The 19,263-nt window shown below is 36.8% G+C and carries 19 protein-coding genes and 1 tRNA gene; 1 reads left to right on the top strand and 19 read right to left on the bottom strand.

All coding sequences use genetic code 11. The annotated features are described in order from the left end of the window. Positions 1–7: 7 nt before the first annotated feature. The 18 genes from radC to ISU02_RS17255 form a co-directional block, all read right to left on the bottom strand. Entirely contained in the window at positions 8–682 is a 675-nt protein-coding gene (gene radC, locus ISU02_RS17340; RefSeq protein WP_194703104.1) for a RadC family protein, read from the bottom strand. A 3-nt stretch (positions 683–685) separates the two neighbouring features. Further along, positions 686–1,261, bottom strand: a complete 576-nt coding sequence (locus ISU02_RS17335) for a Maf family protein (RefSeq protein WP_323985056.1) — start codon at positions 1,259–1,261, stop codon at positions 686–688. Positions 1,262–1,269: 8 nt separating this feature from the next. Continuing rightward, positions 1,270–1,518 (bottom strand): DUF4321 domain-containing protein, encoded by a 249-nt coding sequence (locus ISU02_RS17330; RefSeq protein ID WP_194703102.1) that lies wholly within the window; start codon positions 1,516–1,518, stop codon positions 1,270–1,272. A 194-nt stretch (positions 1,519–1,712) separates the two neighbouring features. Further along, a complete protein-coding gene (locus tag ISU02_RS17325) occupies positions 1,713–2,927 on the bottom strand; it encodes an MFS transporter (RefSeq protein WP_194703101.1) in 1,215 nt (404 codons plus the stop codon). A gap of 113 nt (positions 2,928–3,040) precedes the next feature. After that, positions 3,041–4,024 carry an RnfABCDGE type electron transport complex subunit B gene (locus ISU02_RS17320; protein ID WP_323985055.1) on the bottom strand — a complete coding sequence of 328 codons (984 nt, stop codon included), beginning with the start codon at positions 4,022–4,024 and terminating at the stop codon, positions 3,041–3,043. A 16-nt stretch (positions 4,025–4,040) separates the two neighbouring features. Then, positions 4,041–4,622, bottom strand: coding sequence for an electron transport complex subunit RsxA (gene rsxA / locus ISU02_RS17315; RefSeq protein ID WP_194703100.1), 582 nt, complete (start codon positions 4,620–4,622; stop codon positions 4,041–4,043). Between the two features lie 12 nt (positions 4,623–4,634). Beyond that, positions 4,635–5,228 carry an electron transport complex subunit RsxE gene (rsxE, locus tag ISU02_RS17310; RefSeq protein WP_194703099.1) on the bottom strand — a complete coding sequence of 198 codons (594 nt, stop codon included), beginning with the start codon at positions 5,226–5,228 and terminating at the stop codon, positions 4,635–4,637. Between the two features lie 12 nt (positions 5,229–5,240). Beyond that, complete coding sequence (locus ISU02_RS17305) at positions 5,241–5,819, bottom strand: RnfABCDGE type electron transport complex subunit G (RefSeq protein WP_194703098.1); 579 nt, start codon at positions 5,817–5,819, stop codon at positions 5,241–5,243. Then, the gene (locus ISU02_RS17300) at positions 5,819–6,754 is read right to left on the bottom strand and encodes an RnfABCDGE type electron transport complex subunit D (RefSeq protein WP_194703097.1); all 936 of its coding nucleotides are present in this window, start codon (positions 6,752–6,754) and stop codon (positions 5,819–5,821) included. Before ISU02_RS17300 ends, ISU02_RS17305 begins: the two co-directional genes overlap by 1 nt. 13 nt (positions 6,755–6,767) lie before the next feature. After that, positions 6,768–8,081 (bottom strand): electron transport complex subunit RsxC, encoded by a 1,314-nt coding sequence (rsxC, locus tag ISU02_RS17295; RefSeq protein ID WP_194703096.1) that lies wholly within the window; start codon positions 8,079–8,081, stop codon positions 6,768–6,770. Between the two features lie 554 nt (positions 8,082–8,635). Beyond that, complete coding sequence (locus tag ISU02_RS17290; protein WP_194703095.1) at positions 8,636–8,998, bottom strand: response regulator; 363 nt, start codon at positions 8,996–8,998, stop codon at positions 8,636–8,638. A 71-nt stretch (positions 8,999–9,069) separates the two neighbouring features. Further along, positions 9,070–9,780, bottom strand: a complete 711-nt coding sequence (locus tag ISU02_RS17285; RefSeq protein WP_194703094.1) for a sulfite exporter TauE/SafE family protein — start codon at positions 9,778–9,780, stop codon at positions 9,070–9,072. 443 nt (positions 9,781–10,223) lie between these two features. Beyond that, a complete protein-coding gene (locus ISU02_RS17280) occupies positions 10,224–10,478 on the bottom strand; it encodes an HPr family phosphocarrier protein (protein ID WP_194703093.1) in 255 nt (84 codons plus the stop codon). Between the two features lie 48 nt (positions 10,479–10,526). Then, positions 10,527–11,966, bottom strand: coding sequence for a 6-phospho-beta-glucosidase (locus ISU02_RS17275; RefSeq protein WP_407646451.1), 1,440 nt, complete (start codon positions 11,964–11,966; stop codon positions 10,527–10,529). A 98-nt stretch (positions 11,967–12,064) separates the two neighbouring features. Next, positions 12,065–12,913 (bottom strand): Cof-type HAD-IIB family hydrolase, encoded by an 849-nt coding sequence (locus ISU02_RS17270; protein WP_194703092.1) that lies wholly within the window; start codon positions 12,911–12,913, stop codon positions 12,065–12,067. A 68-nt stretch (positions 12,914–12,981) separates the two neighbouring features. Next, positions 12,982–13,821 carry a BglG family transcription antiterminator LicT gene (gene licT, locus ISU02_RS17265; RefSeq protein ID WP_194703091.1) on the bottom strand — a complete coding sequence of 280 codons (840 nt, stop codon included), beginning with the start codon at positions 13,819–13,821 and terminating at the stop codon, positions 12,982–12,984. Between the two features lie 157 nt (positions 13,822–13,978). Then, positions 13,979–15,880, bottom strand: coding sequence for a beta-glucoside-specific PTS transporter subunit IIABC (locus ISU02_RS17260; protein ID WP_194703090.1), 1,902 nt, complete (start codon positions 15,878–15,880; stop codon positions 13,979–13,981). A gap of 21 nt (positions 15,881–15,901) precedes the next feature. Further along, the gene (locus tag ISU02_RS17255) at positions 15,902–17,311 is read right to left on the bottom strand and encodes a glycoside hydrolase family 1 protein (RefSeq protein WP_194703089.1); all 1,410 of its coding nucleotides are present in this window, start codon (positions 17,309–17,311) and stop codon (positions 15,902–15,904) included. 499 nt (positions 17,312–17,810) lie between these two features. Between ISU02_RS17255 and ISU02_RS17250 the strand changes: the two genes are divergently transcribed. Continuing rightward, positions 17,811–17,895, top strand: a tRNA-Leu gene (locus ISU02_RS17250). 294 nt (positions 17,896–18,189) lie between these two features. On the opposite strand, the gene ISU02_RS17245 is transcribed toward ISU02_RS17250, so the two are convergent. Further along, complete coding sequence (locus ISU02_RS17245; protein ID WP_194703088.1) at positions 18,190–19,233, bottom strand: nicotinate phosphoribosyltransferase; 1,044 nt, start codon at positions 19,231–19,233, stop codon at positions 18,190–18,192. Between the last annotated feature and the right edge of the window lie 30 nt (positions 19,234–19,263).

Genomic DNA, 19,263 nt, shown 5'->3' with positions numbered 1-19,263 from the left:
AGCACAATTACAATTGATCATTTTCCTTAAAACTGTAATATTTTTCATGTCCAATGATAATATGATCAATTAAATTTATTCCTACTATTCTGCCCGCCTCTTTAAGTCTCATTGTAATATTCAAATCTTCTCGACTCGGTGTTACATGTCCAGACGGATGATTGTGAACGGCAATGATTGCAGCAGCATTTTTCTTTATCGCTTTATTGAAAACTTCTCTTGGATGTACGATTGAAGCATTTAAACTTCCAACAGAAATAATTTCCCACTTGATCATTTCGTTTTTAGTATTTAAAAGAACAACTATAAATTTTTCTACTTTCTCGTGTCCAATTTCACTTTTAAAAAAAGTAAAAATGGCATCTGGCGAAGTCACTTTCGTCTTCGACTTAAAACTTGACCTTTGGATACGACGCCCCAACTCTAAACTGGATAAAATCTGGCAGGCCTTACTTGGACCAATGCCTTCAATTTCACAGAGTTCTTCCAGAGAAAACTGATTTAAATCCGAAAAATCAGCGGGACACTTTTCGATGAGATCATGCGCCACATCAATCGCAGATTTTTTTGCTGTACCTGTTCTGAGTATAATGGCCAGAAGCTCTGCATTCGACAGCGCTTGTTCACCGTACATCATCATCTTTTCTCTGGGCCTTTCTTCCAAAGGCAATTTCTTAATCATATGTTATAGTCCCTCTCTCGTCAATAGATTAATTCGAAATTCATCGATCATGATCTTATTTAACTTTGAGAGTGGTAAACCCATTACACTGAAATAATCACCTCGTATCTGTTTCACCAGCAGAGCGCCTTGACCTTGAATCCCGTATGCGCCTGCTTTATCAAGAGGTTCTCCTGTATCAATATAGGCCTGAATCTCAGCATCACTCAATTCATTAAAGACAACTTCCGTTTTCACGTAGTCCACGCGCTTTATTTTTCGAGATTCGCAGATCACTGCAATTCCAGTGTAAACGTCATGTGTTCTACCACTGAGTTTCCTTAACATGTGATAGGCATCAGATTTATTTTCAGGTTTTCCCAAAACCTCGTCAAGATAGACAATTGTATCACTGCCGATGACAATTGCATCCGGTTCTAGATGTGCAATTTGAAATGCTTTTTCAAAAGACAATCCCATGACAATTTGTTCTGGTTTTTCATAAAATGTGTTTTTTTCATCAATACTACTAGGCCTTTTTTCAAATGAGATTTTTAACATCTCTAATAATTCAGATCGCCTAGGAGATGAAGACGCCAAAATAATCCTCATAATTTTCTATAAAGTACAAAGGCCAAGACAATACCAATAATACCAGAAACATTTAGAATTAATTCAAATCCAAATGTAAGCTTGACCACACTTAAATCCAGTAAAAAGGGATCTACACCAATGGACTTCCCGAAATTTAAAATGGGGAATACATCGCCTAATGCGGCTCCGATAATACTTCCAATTATTGCTCCTGTCAATATGAGCAGAAGTAGAATTAGGCCATCATTACTTTTAACTCTCATAGTCACCTCTATAATACCATATTTTTACATTTAATACCAACACATTTCTATTTAGTTTAGCATTATGTGAAAATAAATACAAGATATATACCCTTATATAAAAATGAATTTTATTAAATATTCAACGTTTTAAGATAATATCAGTTAACCGTTTAAAGTATGTTCATTTGAGTTTCAATCAACACATTTGAGTTTTAATCTACTGTTGTAGGTATTTTTACTTTTACTGCAATATATAAATTTCCCAGTGAAATAAATGCAGCTAAAAAGAAAATATATTGCGGTCCAAAATTCACCCAAATAACGCCTCCTAAAATCGCGCAGATTATAGAGACAAAGTGATCTAAACTCTGACCCAATGTTAAAGTATGAGTGATATCGTTCTTATCCTTTGAAATTGATTTTAGATAAAGTGTTCTAATGAGTCCCATCTGTGTAGACATTCGATCTATAATTAGTATACCATAAGCAAGCAAAACGCCAATACCAGAAGTTTTAATACTGCCGTTTACATATCCTGCACTTAAAAAACCATAAATTGCATATACGCCTATGAAGGAGAGCGCATCTACATAAAGCATTTTTTTGATCCCAAATTGATCGATCCACTTCCCCAGATAGGTCATGAAGAAAATGCCAATAAATGCGCCTACAATGCCAATGAGTGCTAATGTATCCGCTTTTTTCCCAAGTAAATCTATGAGTACCCAAGGACCATAAACCATCATAATTTGCTTTTGCACACCAAAAAGAATAACGAGGTAATAGTAGTATTTATATTCCTTACGTAAAGTAAAATTTAATTTTTGAGGGGTATGACCTGTCACATTTACTGAACGCTCTAAAAAAAATAATAAAATGAAGACACATAAAAATAAAAAACCTGCTAATATAAAGATCCATTTTCTTTCAGATGTAAAAGTAAAGAAACCGGTCTTAAACCCCACAAAGACTAAAACAGCTGAGAGCATTTGAAAAGCAGTAAATACGCCTTTAAAACGTCCCATCTTCTTGCCAAGGCCTTCTTGACCTGCCAAATCCATTCCTATACTATCTTGGAGTGGAAAAAACAAATGCATACCTAAAGAATTTATAAATATAAATAACAACATTATATTAAAACTCGGTGTGATAAATCCCAATACCATAATGCCAACAAAACTTAAAAGTTGTGCAATCATTGCAATTTTGATGTCACTTATGAAAGAAAGCATTGCAATGACGAACACGCTAATGATACCTGGAATTTCTCTAGGAAACTCAATCAAACCACGTTTAAAAGCATCCACTTGATACGCATCTTTAAAATAATTGGACATAACCGCATTGCTAAGACCTAGTCCAAAAGCTGTAATTGCAATAATAATCACATACAACTTGATTTCTTTTTCTCTATTTCTGCTCTCCATAATATCAACCTCTTCAAATAGATCATAATCTTGCTAACTCTAAAATTTACAAAATAAGCTGACTCCTCTGAGAGCCAGCTTATCTATAATTTAAAAAAAATTAATTCACATACTTATTTCATCTCAATGGCATCCTTCGGACATTTAGCTTCACAGACGCCACAACCAATACATTTAGATTGGTCAATTTCATGTACATTTTTAAGCTCACCTGTAATCGCATCCACAGGACAATTTTTCGCACAAATTGTACACCCAATACATTTATCATCGATGATATAGGCTTTTTTGCGTTTGGAGATGTCCCCTTCAATGGCTTTTGTAGGACATTTCTCAACACAGACCATACAGTTCGTACATTTTTCGTAATCAATAACTGCTAAATTATTAACCACATGGATCGCATCAAATGGACAGTTCTTTTCGCAAATGCCACAAGCAATACAAGCAACACTACAATTCTTCTTAACCATAGGTCCCTTATCTTTATTATTACAATCCACAACCGTAAGTTGTCCATATGGTACAAGTGTGATCACATCTTTAGGACAAGCCTCAATACATTTATTACAAGATGTACATTTTTCAGGATCTACTTCAGCGATGCCTTTGCTGTTAATGTGAATCGCATCAAACGGACAAACCTGTACACAGGTACCCAATCCCATACAACCATATAAACAGCTCTTTGGTCCACCATTTAACATGTTTGCAGCAACGCAACTATCGAAACCTTCATAATCGAATCTATTGCTACACTTATCTTCATCACCTTTACAAAGTACCTTTGCCACTTGTTTTACAGAATCGCCTGCATCAAGTCCCATAATACTTGCAATGTTCTTCGCACATTCTGCACCACCTACGGGACAACCATTTACAGGTGCAAGCCCTTTTACAACAGCATTTGAAAAGCCATCGCAACCAGGATATCCACAGGCACCACAGTTTGCACCTGGAACCACTTCTCTCACTGCAACCACTCTTGGATCAATCTCAACAGCAAATTTTTGTGAAGCAAGTGCAAGACCAGCTCCAAACAAAAGTCCCATAACGCCCAATATACCTGCAGCAGTTAATACACTCATTATATCCATCGTCATTCACCCTTTCTTAAACCAAGCCCGTAAACCCTAAAAAGGCAATTGACATTAAACTTGCTGTGATCAATGCAACTGGGAATCCTTTAAATGGCAACGGTACGTCTGAGATTTCGATTTTTTCTCTGATACCTGCAAACAAAACGATTGCCAAAGAAAAACCGATAGCGGCAAAAAACGAATGCACAACAGTTTGTAACAAACCAAATTTATATTGAATGTTCAACAGTGCAAGTCCTAGAACCGCACAGTTAGTCGTAATCAGTGGTAAAAATACACCAAGAGCTTGATAAAGTGTTGGACTCATCTTTTGTAAAACGATCTCAACAAATTGTACAAGTGATGCAATTACCAAAATAAATGCCACTGTTTGTAGAAACTCGTAATGTAATGGCACTAAAATAAAATATTGAACAAAATAAGTCAATATCCCAGCTAAGGTCATAACGAAAGTTACCGCCATACCCATTCCAAAAGCCGTTTCAACTTGCTTAGAAACCCCTAAAAACGGACAGATTCCTAAAAATCTTGAAAGGACAAAGTTGTTCACTAGGATCGCACTGACCATTATGACAAATAAACTTTCATTTTGCATGACAACCCCTCCTTATCTCGCCTTCTTCATTTGCGCTTGATTATAAATTGCAAGTAAAATTCCAAGTGCTAAGAAAGCACCAGGAGGCAAAATCATAATCAAAGCTGGTTTATAAGCCGCCCCAAAAATAGATACTCCGAAGATACTACCATTTCCAAATAACTCTCTGACACTGCCTAATATTGTCAACGCAATTGTAAAACCAAGACCCATGCCAAGTCCATCAAGCATAGAATCCATAATACTATTTTTAGAAGCAAAAGATTCAGCTCTTGCTAAAATAATACAGTTAACAACGATCAATGGAATAAAAAGTCCAAGTGCATTAAAAAGTGCAGGCACGAAACCTTCCATAACCATACCAACAATTGAAACAAACGTTGCAATAACAACGATAAATGCCGGTATTCTTACTTTTGCTGGTATAACTTTACGCAATAGTGAAATCGCCATATTAGAGCAGACGAGAACTGAAGTTGTTGCAAGTCCCATACCGACACCATTCATTGCTGACGTTGTCACTGCAAGTGTAGGACACATGCCTAGCAATTGAACAAATATTGGGTTTTCTTTAAACAAACCATTTGTTAAATTCTTAATATTCATCTAAATCCCCCCCTAGTTTCCCATAATAAAGTGGTATGCGTCAATGGAAGCATTAACGCCACTAGTGATTGCTGCTGAAGAGATTGTAGCGCCTGTAATCGCTTGAATATCTGTTTCAGTAGGATTTGACTTAGCAACACCTATATGATCTGATGCAGACATACCATTATATTGCTCGTAAAACAAGGGTTCTTTAGCACGAGCACCAAGACCTGGTGTCTCTTGATGATTTCCCATTCTCATACCTGTTACGGTGCCTTCAACATCAATACCCGTTACAACTTCAACAGCGCCGCCGAAACCTGTGGGCAGTGATTTAAAAACATATCCCACAATATTATGATCTGCATCATAACCTATATAACCTTCTGCCACAGGTGCAAATTTTTCACTAACCTCTGCATTTTGAGCTTCATCTAAGTCCTCAAATGAACTAGCCGATGGCAATACCGCTGCTTTAGCGGCATCATTTGCAAGCTGACGTTGCAGTGCAATTTGATCTTTTGTGCCTTCGTTTGTCATGGCAAGTGCAAAAGCTGCCACAGCGCATATAATAAATAGGATAATACCCGTTTTAAATATATCTTTCATTATTTTGCACCTCCAAAGACTCGAGGTTGAGTATACTTATCAATTAACGGTGCCGCCACGTTCATGAGTAAAATCGAATAAGACACCCCTTCTGGATACCCGCCATATAGACGAATAATTGTTGTCAGCAGACCACATCCAACAGCATAAATAACCTGACCTTTAGCCGTTATTGGCGAAGAAGCATAATCTGTTGCCATAAATACAGCACCTAAGATCAAACCGCCTGCAAGTACACTGAAGAGTGTATATTGAAGGTCAAAACCACCCAATAAGAAAGTCAATACTGCCACAGTTCCTATATAAATCAGTGGAATTCTGATACTGATCACTTGTCTATAGACGAGATATGCACCACCAAGAAGCAATAAAAGTGCTGAAGTTTCACCAATACAGCCTCCGATATTGCCCATAAGTGCCTCTGTCATGCTAGGCAATTGAACATCTAATCCCTCTTTGATGATACCAAGTGGTGTCGCAGTAGTCACAGCATCTGCCTTAACCGCTGCCCAAGTGGTCATTTGAACTGGCCAAGATGCAACGAGCATTGCTCTAGCAGCAAGTGCGGGATTCATCCAGTTATGTCCTAATCCACCAAAAGCTTGTTTAACAATGCCGATTGCAAACACACTACCGACAACTGGAATCCAAAACGGTACAGTTGAAGGTAAATTCATACCCAATAACAATCCAGTAACAACAGCACTAAAATCTGTCACTGTCACTGGTACTTTTCTAATCTTTTGCACAGCATATTCTGTAAGCATTGCTGACGCCACAGAAACAATCAATACAATCAAGGCATTTACACCAAAATTATATACACCATATGCCGCTGCAGGCAAAAGTGCAATTGCCACATCCCTCATTATTTTTTGAGTCGTATCATTTGAACGAATATGAGGTGATGAAGAGACTTTTAATCTGGCTTCCATATCTAATCCTCCCCTATTTTTTCTTTCTTGCGATAATTTCTCGCTTCGCCACCCTAATGGACGCCAAAAGCGGCCTCTTAGATGGGCAAACAAATGAACACGATCCACATTCTATACAATCAAGCGCTTTAAAAGAAGCTGCCTTATCATAATTGTGTAAAAGTGCATAAGCACTAATTTGAATGGGTTCTAAAAATGCAGGACAAACACTGACACATTTACCACATTTAATACATGCAGTTGGTTCTGGTATTTTCGCTTCTTCAGGTGTGAAACACAAAATACCGGATGTGTTTTTCATTGCAGGTAAATCATCTGACATTTGAGCAACACCCATCATAGGCCCACCGAGTAAAATTTTCTCAGGGGTCCCATTAAAACCATCACAGAATTGAATTAATTCCCTTAATGATGTTCCCATTTTAAATCGAATATTTTTAGGCGTTTTAATCGCACCGCCTGTAACCGTACAAATTCTTTCAATTAATGGCATTCCAGTGGTAAAGACATTTGCGATTGTAGCGGCAGTTGCCACATTGTTTACCACAACGCCTGCGTCCATAGGCAATCCGCCAGATGGTACTTCTTTACCTGTACATGCAAATATAAGTTGCTTTTCAGCACCTTGAGGATACTTGGTTTTTAATCCCACAACTTTAACATTAGTGCCCTGCGCTGCTGCTGTCATCGACTCAATTGCATCGGGTTTATTACTCTCAATCCCAATGAAACCATTAGATACATTTAATGCTTTCATCAATATCTGAAGTCCTAAAACAATCATCTTAGGTTCTTCAAGCATCAATCTGTGATCACAGGTTAAATACGGTTCACATTCTGCACCATTGAGAACAACTGTGTCAATTGTCTTTTCTGGTGGTGGTGAAAGTTTAACATGTGTTGGGAAGCCTGCACCGCCCATACCAACAAGACCAGCATCTTTAATGATGTCGATGATCTCTTTGCTTGATAAAGTTTTGTAATCTGCCTTTGGTTTTACAGATTCATGATATTCGTTTTTCATATCATTTTCAATGATGATACAAACATCAAAACCATATGCTGTAAACCGTTTTTTGACATCAAGTACTGTTCCCGATACCGAGCTATGAATATTAGCCGATACAAATGATCCTGCTTTTCCAATTAATTGACCAACTTTTACCTGTGCCCCTTTTTCAACTACAGGTTCACATGGTGCTCCAATGTGTTGTCTTAATGGAATTTCTACTATCTTAGGTTCTAAATAATCAACGATTGGCAAGTGTTCCGTTAACTTTTTAGAATGCGGTGGGTGTATGCCACCTTTGAAGGATAGAAGACCCATATAATCTCACCCCTTAACAAAGATTTTTGTTACGTACTACTAATAAATGTTAAAATTTATCAATAAAGAAATTATACAGTATACAATTTCTTTCATAACCAATAATAATTTTACTATAAATCATTATGAAGGTCAATGGCCCAACTATTGAAATTACTTATATCGGAAAACTTGAAAGTTAATTTTTTAGCAATCGTTGTCCCAGCAAATGCGCAATTGAAAACAGCACAGTTGCCTACTTAGAACACTACATACTATTGGAAATCTTAATAGTTGTTGTTTTTTCTATTAGTATATCTTATTATTTTCTAAAAAACTGTACCTATATTATAAAAATTGCAACAAAATGAAATCGCAATGTAAATGTTCGTTATTTTTTTATCAATCATAAATAAAAAAAAGTAATTGTCAATCTATTAGATCAACAATCACTGTTGTAATCATCAGCTTAAGTTATTATTACCTTAAATGAACATCATTTAAGGGTCAGCCTTCTTCCAGATATTTATTGGCTCTTTTAGTCCAACATAACATGATCAGTCAATTAATCTTCATCAACCAATTAATTTTTGAACCTCCGCAATAACTTTTTCTGCAACAAACGGCTTTACAATAAAACCTTTTGCTCCAGCTTTAACGGAATCAATCACCATACCTTCTTGGCCCATAGCACTACACATTAAGACCTTTGCATCAGGAAAACTCGACGTAATCATCTTTACACCCTCGATGCCGTTGACATCAGGCATTGTGATATCCATTGTGACGAGATCAGGTTCAAATTCCTTGTATTTAGCAAATGCTTCTTCACCATTACCAGCTTCAGCCACGATTTCATAACCTGCTTTTTTCAAAATATCACTCATCAATTTTCTCATAAACATAGCATCGTCTACGATTAAAATTCTTTTCCCCATAATTATGCCCCTCTCTTAACCGTCTAACAAACAGTCAATTCTATTATTCTAGTACTATATGCCCACGATTATTAAAACAAATTAATTATACCCATTATAACCAGTAAATACAATACAATTTGCCTAAATTTCTCCTCATCAATTTTATTCCCAATTTTCACGCCAATAAACGTTCCTAAAAATAAAAATGGCAGTATGGGTAAATATGAGTTCATAATGTCTACAGATAAAAGTCCCTTGTTTAAATAAAGCATCACCGTAAAAATATTATATAAAATAAAAAGAGAAGTTAAGCTAATTCTGAAACTGTCCCTATCCTTTTGAATATTTGAAAGTAAAAAGACAATGGGCGGACCACTCAGTGAAACAGAGCCATTTAAAAGACCACTTAAAGTCCCTGTAAGAATCAATGCAAGATTTTTATTTTTAATATTTGCTCTGAATCCCCTTATCATTAATATCGCAACTGCGATGATAAAAATGCCGACAGCTCGCTTAAGCACTATTTCATCCATGATTATCAAAAGCTTTACCCCAAGGGGAATGGCAAGCATCCCAAATAAAAACATTAAAAATATCTCTTTAAAGTTAGGTTTCTTTTTAAGTTGGATTGCTATTAAAATATTGAGTAACAAACTCAATATCACCAGTAACGGCACAGTTTCCTTTAAATTCAATAAAAATCCCATTAATGGTAGTGCCACCAAAGAAAAGCCAAAGCTTGTGGCGCCTTGAATCAATGAAGCCATAAAGACAATCAGTGACAATAGAATAAGTTTCATAATCCCTCCCATAAAAGCGTTCTCTTCTATTATAGCTGTATGCTACAAATTATAAAACCCATTCTTTTGGCTCAAATCTTGCATATAACAACATTTGTGTCATCTCCGATGACTCAAAACGATTTTCGCTGACGCTGTTTGAGGGTGAACATTCCTCGGCACAGCTTTTGGCTCAAATCTTGCATATAACAACATTTGTGTCATCTCCGATGACTCAAAGCGATTTTTGCTGACGCTGTTTGAGGGTGAACATTCCTCGGCACAGCTTTTGGCTCAAATCTTGCATACAACAACATTTGTGTCATCTCCGATGACTCAAAGCGATTTTTGCTGACGCTGTTTGAGGGTGAACATTCCTCGGCACAGCTTTTGGCTCAAATCTTGTTGTTTAAAAAAAAAGCTCAAAATTTAATTTGAGCTTTTTTCTGATTCACATTGAGAAATTAAGATTGTTTGAAGAATGCTTCTATACTTGAAGCCGCTTCTGCTTCATCAGCACCTGATATTTCTATAGTAAGACTGTCATTGTAACTGATGCCTAAAGACATTAAGCTTAAAATACTCTTTGGATTACCTTCGGCACCGTCTTTTCTAATGATGATATCTGATTTAACCGGTTGACATATTCTCACGAGTTCAGATGCTGGTCTTGCGTGGATGCCTTCTTTATAAAGACATGTTGCTGTAATTTTTTTCATAGTATCCTCCGTAATTGCAGTTTAATTTCAAATATTCATTTTAAATTCTTACAGGGTAGTACCATTAGAATTAATAACATTTTTATACCATTCAAAGCTTTTCTTCTTGCTTCTTTTAAGTGTGCCATTGCCTTCATTATCTTTGTCTACATAGATGAAACCGTATCTCTTTTTCATCTCTCCTGTTGAAGCACTGACAAGGTCGATACATCCCCATGGTGTATACCCCATAAGGTCAACTCCATCTAAAGCAATTGCATCCCTCATGGCCTGTACATGTGCTCTGAGATAGTCAATGCGATAGTCATCTTCTACATAGCCATTTTCATCAGGCATGTCCACAGCACCTAAACCATTTTCAACAATAAAAAGAGGTTTTTGATATCGATCATAGAGCATATTTAATGTCGTTCTCAAACCAAGTGGATCAATTTGCCAACCCCATTCACTTGCTTTTAAATACGGATTTTTAAGACTTGCAAAAACATTGCCTTCCGTAGTCGCATTCACTTTAGGATCTGCACTGGTCAATCTTGATGCATAGTAGCTAAACGAAATAAAATCCACTGTATTTTCTTTTAGAATTTGAGCGTCCTCTGGTTCCATTTGAACATGGATCCCTTCGTTTTCCATCATTTTAAGTGCGTAATTTGGGTACTCTCCTCTGGATTGAACATCTATGAAAAAGTAGCTTTCACGTTCTTTTGTCATCGCTTTAAAAGCATCCTCAGGTGCACAAGTGTTCGCATAAGTAACACCAGCTGCCAACATACATCCGATCTTGAAATTTGGGTTGATACGCTTTGCAATCTTAGTAGCAAGTGCACTGGCCATTAATTGATGATGAGCAGCTTGATACTTGATGCTTAAAACGTCATCGCCCTCTTCAAAGAGTAAACCTGCTCCCATAAACGGCAAATGCAACAACATATTGATCTCATTAAACGTCAGCCAATAAGTTACTTTGTTTTTGTAACGTTCGAAGAGAACTTCACAAAGTCTTTCATAGTGAACAATCATTTCACGACTTCTCCAAGACCCAAGTGTTTCAACCAGATGGATTGGCACATCGAAATGTGTTATCGTTACAAGAGGCTCTATACCATACTTTAAGCACTCATCAAAAACATCATCATAAAATTTTAATCCCGCTTCATTAGGCGTTGGATCATCTCCATTGGGGAAAATTCTCGTCCAAGAGATAGACATTCTAAATGTTTTGAACCCCATTTCCGCAAAGAGTGCTATATCTTCTTTATAATGATGATAAAAGTCAATTGCCTCATGACTCGGATATTGATGTGCTTCATCACAAGACAACATTTTCAACTCACCAAGCATCACTGGAAATCGGTCTTTTCCCGCTGGAATCACATCCACAGTTGACAAGCCTTTGCCATCTGCAAGATATGCACCTTCACATTGATTTGCAGCAGTTGCACCGCCCCACAAAAAACCTTCCGGAAATTGTTTCATTTCTGTTTTCATCTCTTTCTCCTATCTCTGTACATCTATTTCAGTACATCTGTCATAATATGTCATTCATAGTAGGTCTACAGTAGTCTATTGCTCTCAATACGTCAATATCATGCAAACTCATTTTTTTCAAGCATCTCTTTGAGCATAATACTAACGCCTTCATCGTCATTAGATGCTGTAATTCGATCTGAAATAGCCTTGACTTGTGATGTCGCATTTTGCATGGCAACACCACACCCAACATATTTTATCATTTCAAGATCGTTTTCGCTATCTCCAAAGGCAATAATCTCTGTTTTATCTATCCCAAAATACTCTGAAAGTATTTTTATGCCATAACTTTTGTTGATCCCTTTATCTGTCAACTCAAAACAGCCTTTTCCAGTTAACGCCATCTCTATTTTTTTATGTTTTCTCAAAATGGATTCAAAATAATTCATTTTTTTAGATCTAATCGCAAAAAAAACTATTTTATGGATTTTCATATCCGATTGATTCCACATCGACATTTTCCATTTTTTTTTGGATTTAAAACTTAAATATCTGTTTGTATCCAATTTCATTTTTTTTGCATAATATAAGTGCATCAAGTATTCTCTAAAACCCGTTACAAAAATTTTTTTATTTGAATATAAAACAGGATTTATATTCATTTCATTAGCCCATGTTAGGATTTCAGTTAATACCGTTCCAGAAAAGGGATTTTCGTGAATTAATTTATCATCAGATACACTACCACTTACGGCACCGTTGGACCCAATAAAATAGGCATCTTTGCTGATCATTTCTGCATGCCGCTTTGCGTCAAAACCTGCTCGTCCAGTGACAACGACAATTTTTATTCCTCTTTTTTCCACTTCTCTCAATGTGCTCAGCGTTTGTTCACTAATTTTATTTTTTGAATTTAATAATGTACCATCTAAATCTAAACATACCATCTTATATTTGGGACTCATCAATTATATCACCCTAGTTTTCTTCAAATTACATACTTTAAATCTTTGTCTTTAACTTTATTGTCAATCTATTTTTGACTACTTTGTATGACCTTTTCAATATGGACCATTAAGTAAGTTAATTCTGCTTTGCTCACTTCAAAATTATGCTTTTCAAGTGCGTATTTTTTTATTTTAAGCGCACATTCATAAGCGTTGGGATACTGTTTGGAAATCATGTCAAAGAGTTGATCTTCGTCAACAGAACTCTTTACACTATTAAGTATTCTCTGAGCAAAAAATTTAAGATGTGTCACGAGACGTTGATAGTATAAAGAATCTTCATCCAGTTCAATACCGTAATGATATTTAATGATATTGAGTTCATCTTGTAATATTTTAATTAATGCCACTGCATTAGGCATATCTTGTTCCAATTCCGCATTGACGATATGCATAGCGATTGAAGCCGCTTCATCTATAGGAAATTCAACACCTAATCTAGATTTTATGATATCGAGCGCCTTCAAGCCAACTTTGTATTCTTCTTTATAAAATCGACTGATTTCCCAAACCATTGGATTACTAATCTTGAACCCCTTTTGCATCCTCTCCATTGCGAAATGAATGTGATCTGTAAGCGTTAAATAGATATTTTCATTGAGTTTCTTATCTAATATATTTTGAGTTGCTACAACTATTTCTTCTGAAAGCTCAACATATTCCACTGGAATCTCACTGATAAGGTCTTTTAACTTTCTAGAAATTTCTTTGTTTTCCATTCTAAAAATGCGTTCAATTTTTTCTTGATCAAGAATATCTCCAACTCTCTTTTTAAAAGCCAACCCCAAGCCTGTTATAACAATCTCTTCCGAATCATTGCCCACTGCAATCACCGCATTATTATTCAGTATTTTCTTGATTTTCATGCAACCACCTTTTCATCTCTTCGTTTAACTCGTAAGAAACGACTTACCCCCACTCACAGAAGCCTTTCCATAGATGATTTTACATCCCATGAGTGAAAATACTCAACTCATGATAGGCCCTTCGTTAAGAAGGGCCAGAATTGCTTTGTTGACTAGATTATACCAGTACCATTAACGCTTCATCTGTAGTGATATCTTTGCCGACTTCAAAGACAAGATCCGCATAGTTAGAAGAATTAGTGATTACGATTGGAGTCAACATTGAATAGCCTTCTGCCTTGATGGCTTCAATATCAAATTCCAAAATAACATCGCCTTTTTTCACATGATCACCTTGCTTCACCAGTGCATTAAAATGCTTTCCATCAAGTTTTACTGTATCCATCCCAACATGAATTAATATTTCAATACCTGAATCCGATTTTATCCCAACAGCGTGTTTTGTTTTGAACAATGTCACGATTTCACCATCCACTGGAGAAACCAACTTGCCTTCAACTGGCAATATCGCCAAACCATTTCCTAATGCGCCTGTTGAAAACGCAGCATCTTCTATATCAGAAAGCGCTCTTACAGACCCACTTAAAGGACTTAATAATACGTTCTCTTTCATTGTATCATTTGAAAGAGAAGATTTCGACTCTGATTTTAAATCTTCTTTGTAAGTGACTAGCGTTGCAATAAATGCAATTCCCATCGCTACTAAAATACCAGTAAACACCAGTAGTAAACCTGAAATATCATTTGTCGCTGGATTGATGTATGATGGGAAACCAAACACACCAAGCCCACCTAACATATATGAGTATACCTTGCCTGTGCCAATAATCCCACCACCAATAGCGGCTGCTATACATGAAATCCAAAACGGTTTTTTACGAGGTAATGTAATCCCATAGATTGCTGGTTCTGTAACGCCAAAGAAACCTGAAATAATAGCTGGAATACTAAGTGAACGTAATTTTTGATCTTTTGTTTTAATAGCAATTGCGATAACAACTGCAGTTTGAGCAAATGATGCTGCAAATACTAATGGCAAAATGTAGTCATATCCCAAAGTACTAAAGTTAACTATACCTAAAGGCACAACGCCCCAATGCAAGCCGAAAATTACTAGAACTTGCCATAATGCCCCCAAGAAAACACCTGCAACGATAGGGCTTAGTCCATATGCACCACCTGTTAAAATGCCTATAATTGAAGTTAAAATAGATGCAATTGGTCCCACAACTACAAATGTAAGCGGTGCACAAACCATTAAAGTAAACATCGGTACTAAGAATACTTTAACCACATCAGGAACAATTTTTTTGAAGAACTTTTCAACTTTTGAAGCCACATACACTGCAAGTACAATCGGTACTACAGATGATGCGTATCCCGCCATTGGAATCGTAATCGGAAGACCAAAGAAAGTCGCATAGACGTTTGTGGCAAAACTTGTACCTGCAAATATCGTTGACATTGGTGTTCCTGCTGCCATTGCAGTCACATCATTGATGTACATAAGAGAAGCACCTAATGTCATCCCTGTAAACTGATTCACCTTAAATTTCTTGGCTGCTGTAAAACCTAAAAAGATTGGCATGTAGTGAAAGAAGCCGTCCCCTACAGAATACAACAGTTGATATACACCGCTGTCTGGTGTTAGCCATTTAAGAAATACAAATAATGCCAAGAAACCCTTAATCATACCTGTTGCAGCAAGAACACCCAATGCAGGTTGGAATACACCTGAAATCATATCTATAAATGCTGCCCCTGGGCTCATTTTTGAACCTTCACCATCTGTCTCAGATGCTGCTGCAAATCCACCTGTTTTTGCGACAACTTCATAAACATCTGGTACGTGGTTACCAATTACTACTTGATATTGACCGCCACTTTGTACCACGGTAACAATACCATCCGTATTTTTTAGAAGTTCCGTATTTGCCTTTGTTTCATCTTTAAGTTTAAATCTCAGCCGCGTAATGCAATGTGTCAAACTGATCACATTTGATTTGCCACCAACATTGTTAATAATAATCTTCGCGAGACCATCGTATTTAGATGCCATAATAAACCTCCAATTATAATATTATTTTAAATTTCCCCCACGGGATGATATGACTTCTTTATACCAGTTAAAAGATTTTTTCCTATATCTCTCTAAAGTACCCGAACCATCATCGTGACGATCCACATAGATAAAGCCATATCTTTTCTTGAGTTCAGCTGTTGAAGCACTTACAAGATCTATACATCCCCAGGGCGTATATCCCATAACTTCAACACCATCTTGAATTGCTTCTCCAACTTGAACTAAGTGATCATTGAGATACTTAATGCGATAATCATCGTTCACCGTTTTATTGCCTTGCTCATCCTCAATGAGTTCATCCACTGCTCCCAGCCCATTTTCGACGATAAACAATGGCTTTTGATAGCGATCATATAACGTGTTGAGAACATATCTTAACCCGATTGGGTCGATTTGCCAGCCCCATTCACTCGCCTTCAAATATGGATTTTTAACACCTGGGAAGATATTGCCTGCACCCATCTCTTTTATTTCATCACTGGTTTCACAAATGCTCATATAGTAACTGAATGAGATAAAATCAACTGTATTTTTAAGCAGTTCTTCATCACCGTCATGCATTTGGATCTCTACACCATTTTCTTTAAATAATCGCTTTGCATAGGAAGGATAATAACCTCTCACATGAACATCACTGAACAATAGATTGCTTCGATCCAGTTCAAGTGTCTTCATCATATCCTCTGGCTTTGGTGTCATTGGGTATACTGGCATTGCCAGAACCATACATCCCACCTTCATATTTGGATTAATCTCATGTGCAATTTTAGTTGCCAAAGCGCTTGCAACCAACTCATGATGAATGGCTTGATACAGATCTTGTTTTGTCAACTTCTCTTTAGCAGTTGCAATACCACCACTCATAAAAGGTGCATGTAAAATCGAATTGATTTCGTTAAAAGTCAACCAGTATTTTACTTTGTCTTTGTACCTGTTAAAGAGTGTTGTCACATAACGCTCATAGAAGTCAATCATCTTCCTATTTTTCCAGCCGTCATAAACTTTAGCCAGATGAAGTGGGGTTTCATAATGTGATATTGTGACAAGCGGTTCAATATTATACTTCAAACACTCATCGAACACATCATCATAAAATTGTAACCCCTTTTCATTGGGTACTAATTCATCTCCCAGTGGGAAAATTCGAGTCCATGCAATTGAGATTCTAAAAACCTTGAATCCCATCTCTGCAAGTAACTTGATATCCTCCTTATACCTATGGTAAAAGTCAATGCCAATCAGTTTCATATTATCGTCAGTAGGCTCGTCAGTAATAGGTCCAAACCCACCCTTAGGTGTTACATCTTGTACACTGAGACCTTTGCCATCTTCATTGTAAGCACCCTCCATTTGGTTCGCTGCGGTTGCACCTCCCCAAAGAAAATCTTCTGGAAAGTAAAACTTCATATTACCTCCTACTCTTTTCTTAATCTGTGATTTTTTAATAGAACTTTTAAAACACTTCATTGTTTGGCCAAACAATTTAAACTGAGCTCAAATTGATGATAAAAAAAAGACCAAAAAGATGCACTATGGGGGTTACCCATACAGCAACTATTTGGTCTTGCCTGAATCCTCAGTCACAATCCATAAAATATAATAAGATCTTTGTATTAATATGGTAACATAAGACAGATTCTTCGTCAAATGTTTTTGTTTTTTTTTCAGTGCATTTTTTGTTTTTGTTCCTCATTCACATTAAAGTACTCTCTTTTTCTTCAGAATCGATCTATTTGTACGCAACCATGCTTCCCTCGAAAATGTTATTATATTCAGACAATTTCTGAATGCATTGAAATGATTGACTTTCATTTTATGATTTCCCTAACCCGTTGAAAATGCAAACTTTTTTCACTTTTACTCTTGACTTATATAGGTAATGTCACTATAATAAATAAAGTAACCTGCGGATGTGGTGGAACGGCAGACACGCTATCTTGAGGGGGTAGTGAGCAATGCTCGTGCGGGTTCAAATCCCGCCATCCGCACCAATTAAAGTAAGGATCTTGCAATTTGCAAGGTCTTTATTTTTTTTAATGCAACAAGATTTGATCCGAAAGCTATAACGAGAGGTGTCCTCTCTCATCCGTGTCAGCGAAAATCGGTTTGAGGCAGCGAAAGATGGCCCAAATGTTGTGATGAGTCACGAGGTTTTCTCCAAAATTACAATCGGAAAAAAACATCAGTATAAATCCATAGAAAATAGTATAAATCCATAGAAAAGGCCAACTCATTACAATCCGAGTCGGCCTTTTTTACATTTATAATTACTCTATTCAGTCTTTCTACTTAAAATTTCTAATACGCTTTAATTTTGGATTGTCAACCATGCCGGGAATTCTGCCGCGCTTGGCAACTGCTTTACCGTTGACCATCTTAATGTCCATAGTCATATCAATTGGAGATGCCGCTGATATATAACTGCCCACACCAAAAGAATCCGCCCCAGCTTCACTCAACAATTTAATCTTGTCAGGATATAAACCTCCAGACACAAAGATCTTAACCTCTTTAAAACCTTCAAGATCCAGCTTAGCTCTCATCTCTTTCACGAGACCAGCCGTTACCCCGCCTCTTTCACTTGGCGTATCCAGACGAATGCCATAAAGCTTTCCATCAAGCGCCTTAGCAACTCGAATGGCCTCTTCCACTTCATCTTTAAAAGTATCCACCAAGACAATTCTATTGTGATCAGGAGATGCAATTTCATCATATTTCTGAGATATCGTCAAAGTATCTCCTGCAATGAGCATAGCACTATGCGGCACAGTACCTGAAGGTTTAATACCACTCAATAACGCTGCTAAAATACAACTTGCACCACCTGCACCACCGATGACAGCAGCTCTCTCCATAACTGGCGCCACTGCTGGATGCACATGTCTTGCACCAAAGCAAAGGAAAAATTTATCGCCGCAAGCCTCTTTTATTTCTCTTGCAGCAGTCGCCCATCCCGAGCTACTCGCAAGCATTCCTAGAATAGTCGTTTCAAATATGGCAAAATCACTATATTTACCTTTAATTCTAATAACGGTATCTTTTTCAACAAAAGATTCGCCTTCAGAAATCGCATCTATCTCCAAGTTTTTGCCTTCAAGTAAAGCCAAAACTTCTTCCAATCCGACAAAAATGCCTGGCTTCCTTGGAAATATTTCTGCAATCACTTCTGCATCAGCAAGTTCAAGCTCATTTAAAATATCCAAAGTTCTTAAAAAATAGACATCCGTTGTTAATCCATTAACAATTTCATCATGTGTCGCTGAAAATAATTTCCGATCATCTGCGATTTGGATACTATCAATATCAGCTAAACTTTTCATCTCTTTCATTATATAATTACCTTCCTAAAAATTAGTCAA

Origin of the sequence: Fusibacter ferrireducens, from assembly GCF_015352425.1 — a bacterium.
In the GTDB taxonomy this organism is placed as follows: Bacteria; Bacillota; Clostridia; order Peptostreptococcales; family Acidaminobacteraceae; genus Fusibacter_A; species Fusibacter_A ferrireducens.
Note: the sequence above shows the minus strand (reverse complement) of the source record. Positions and strands in the feature narration are given on the sequence as shown.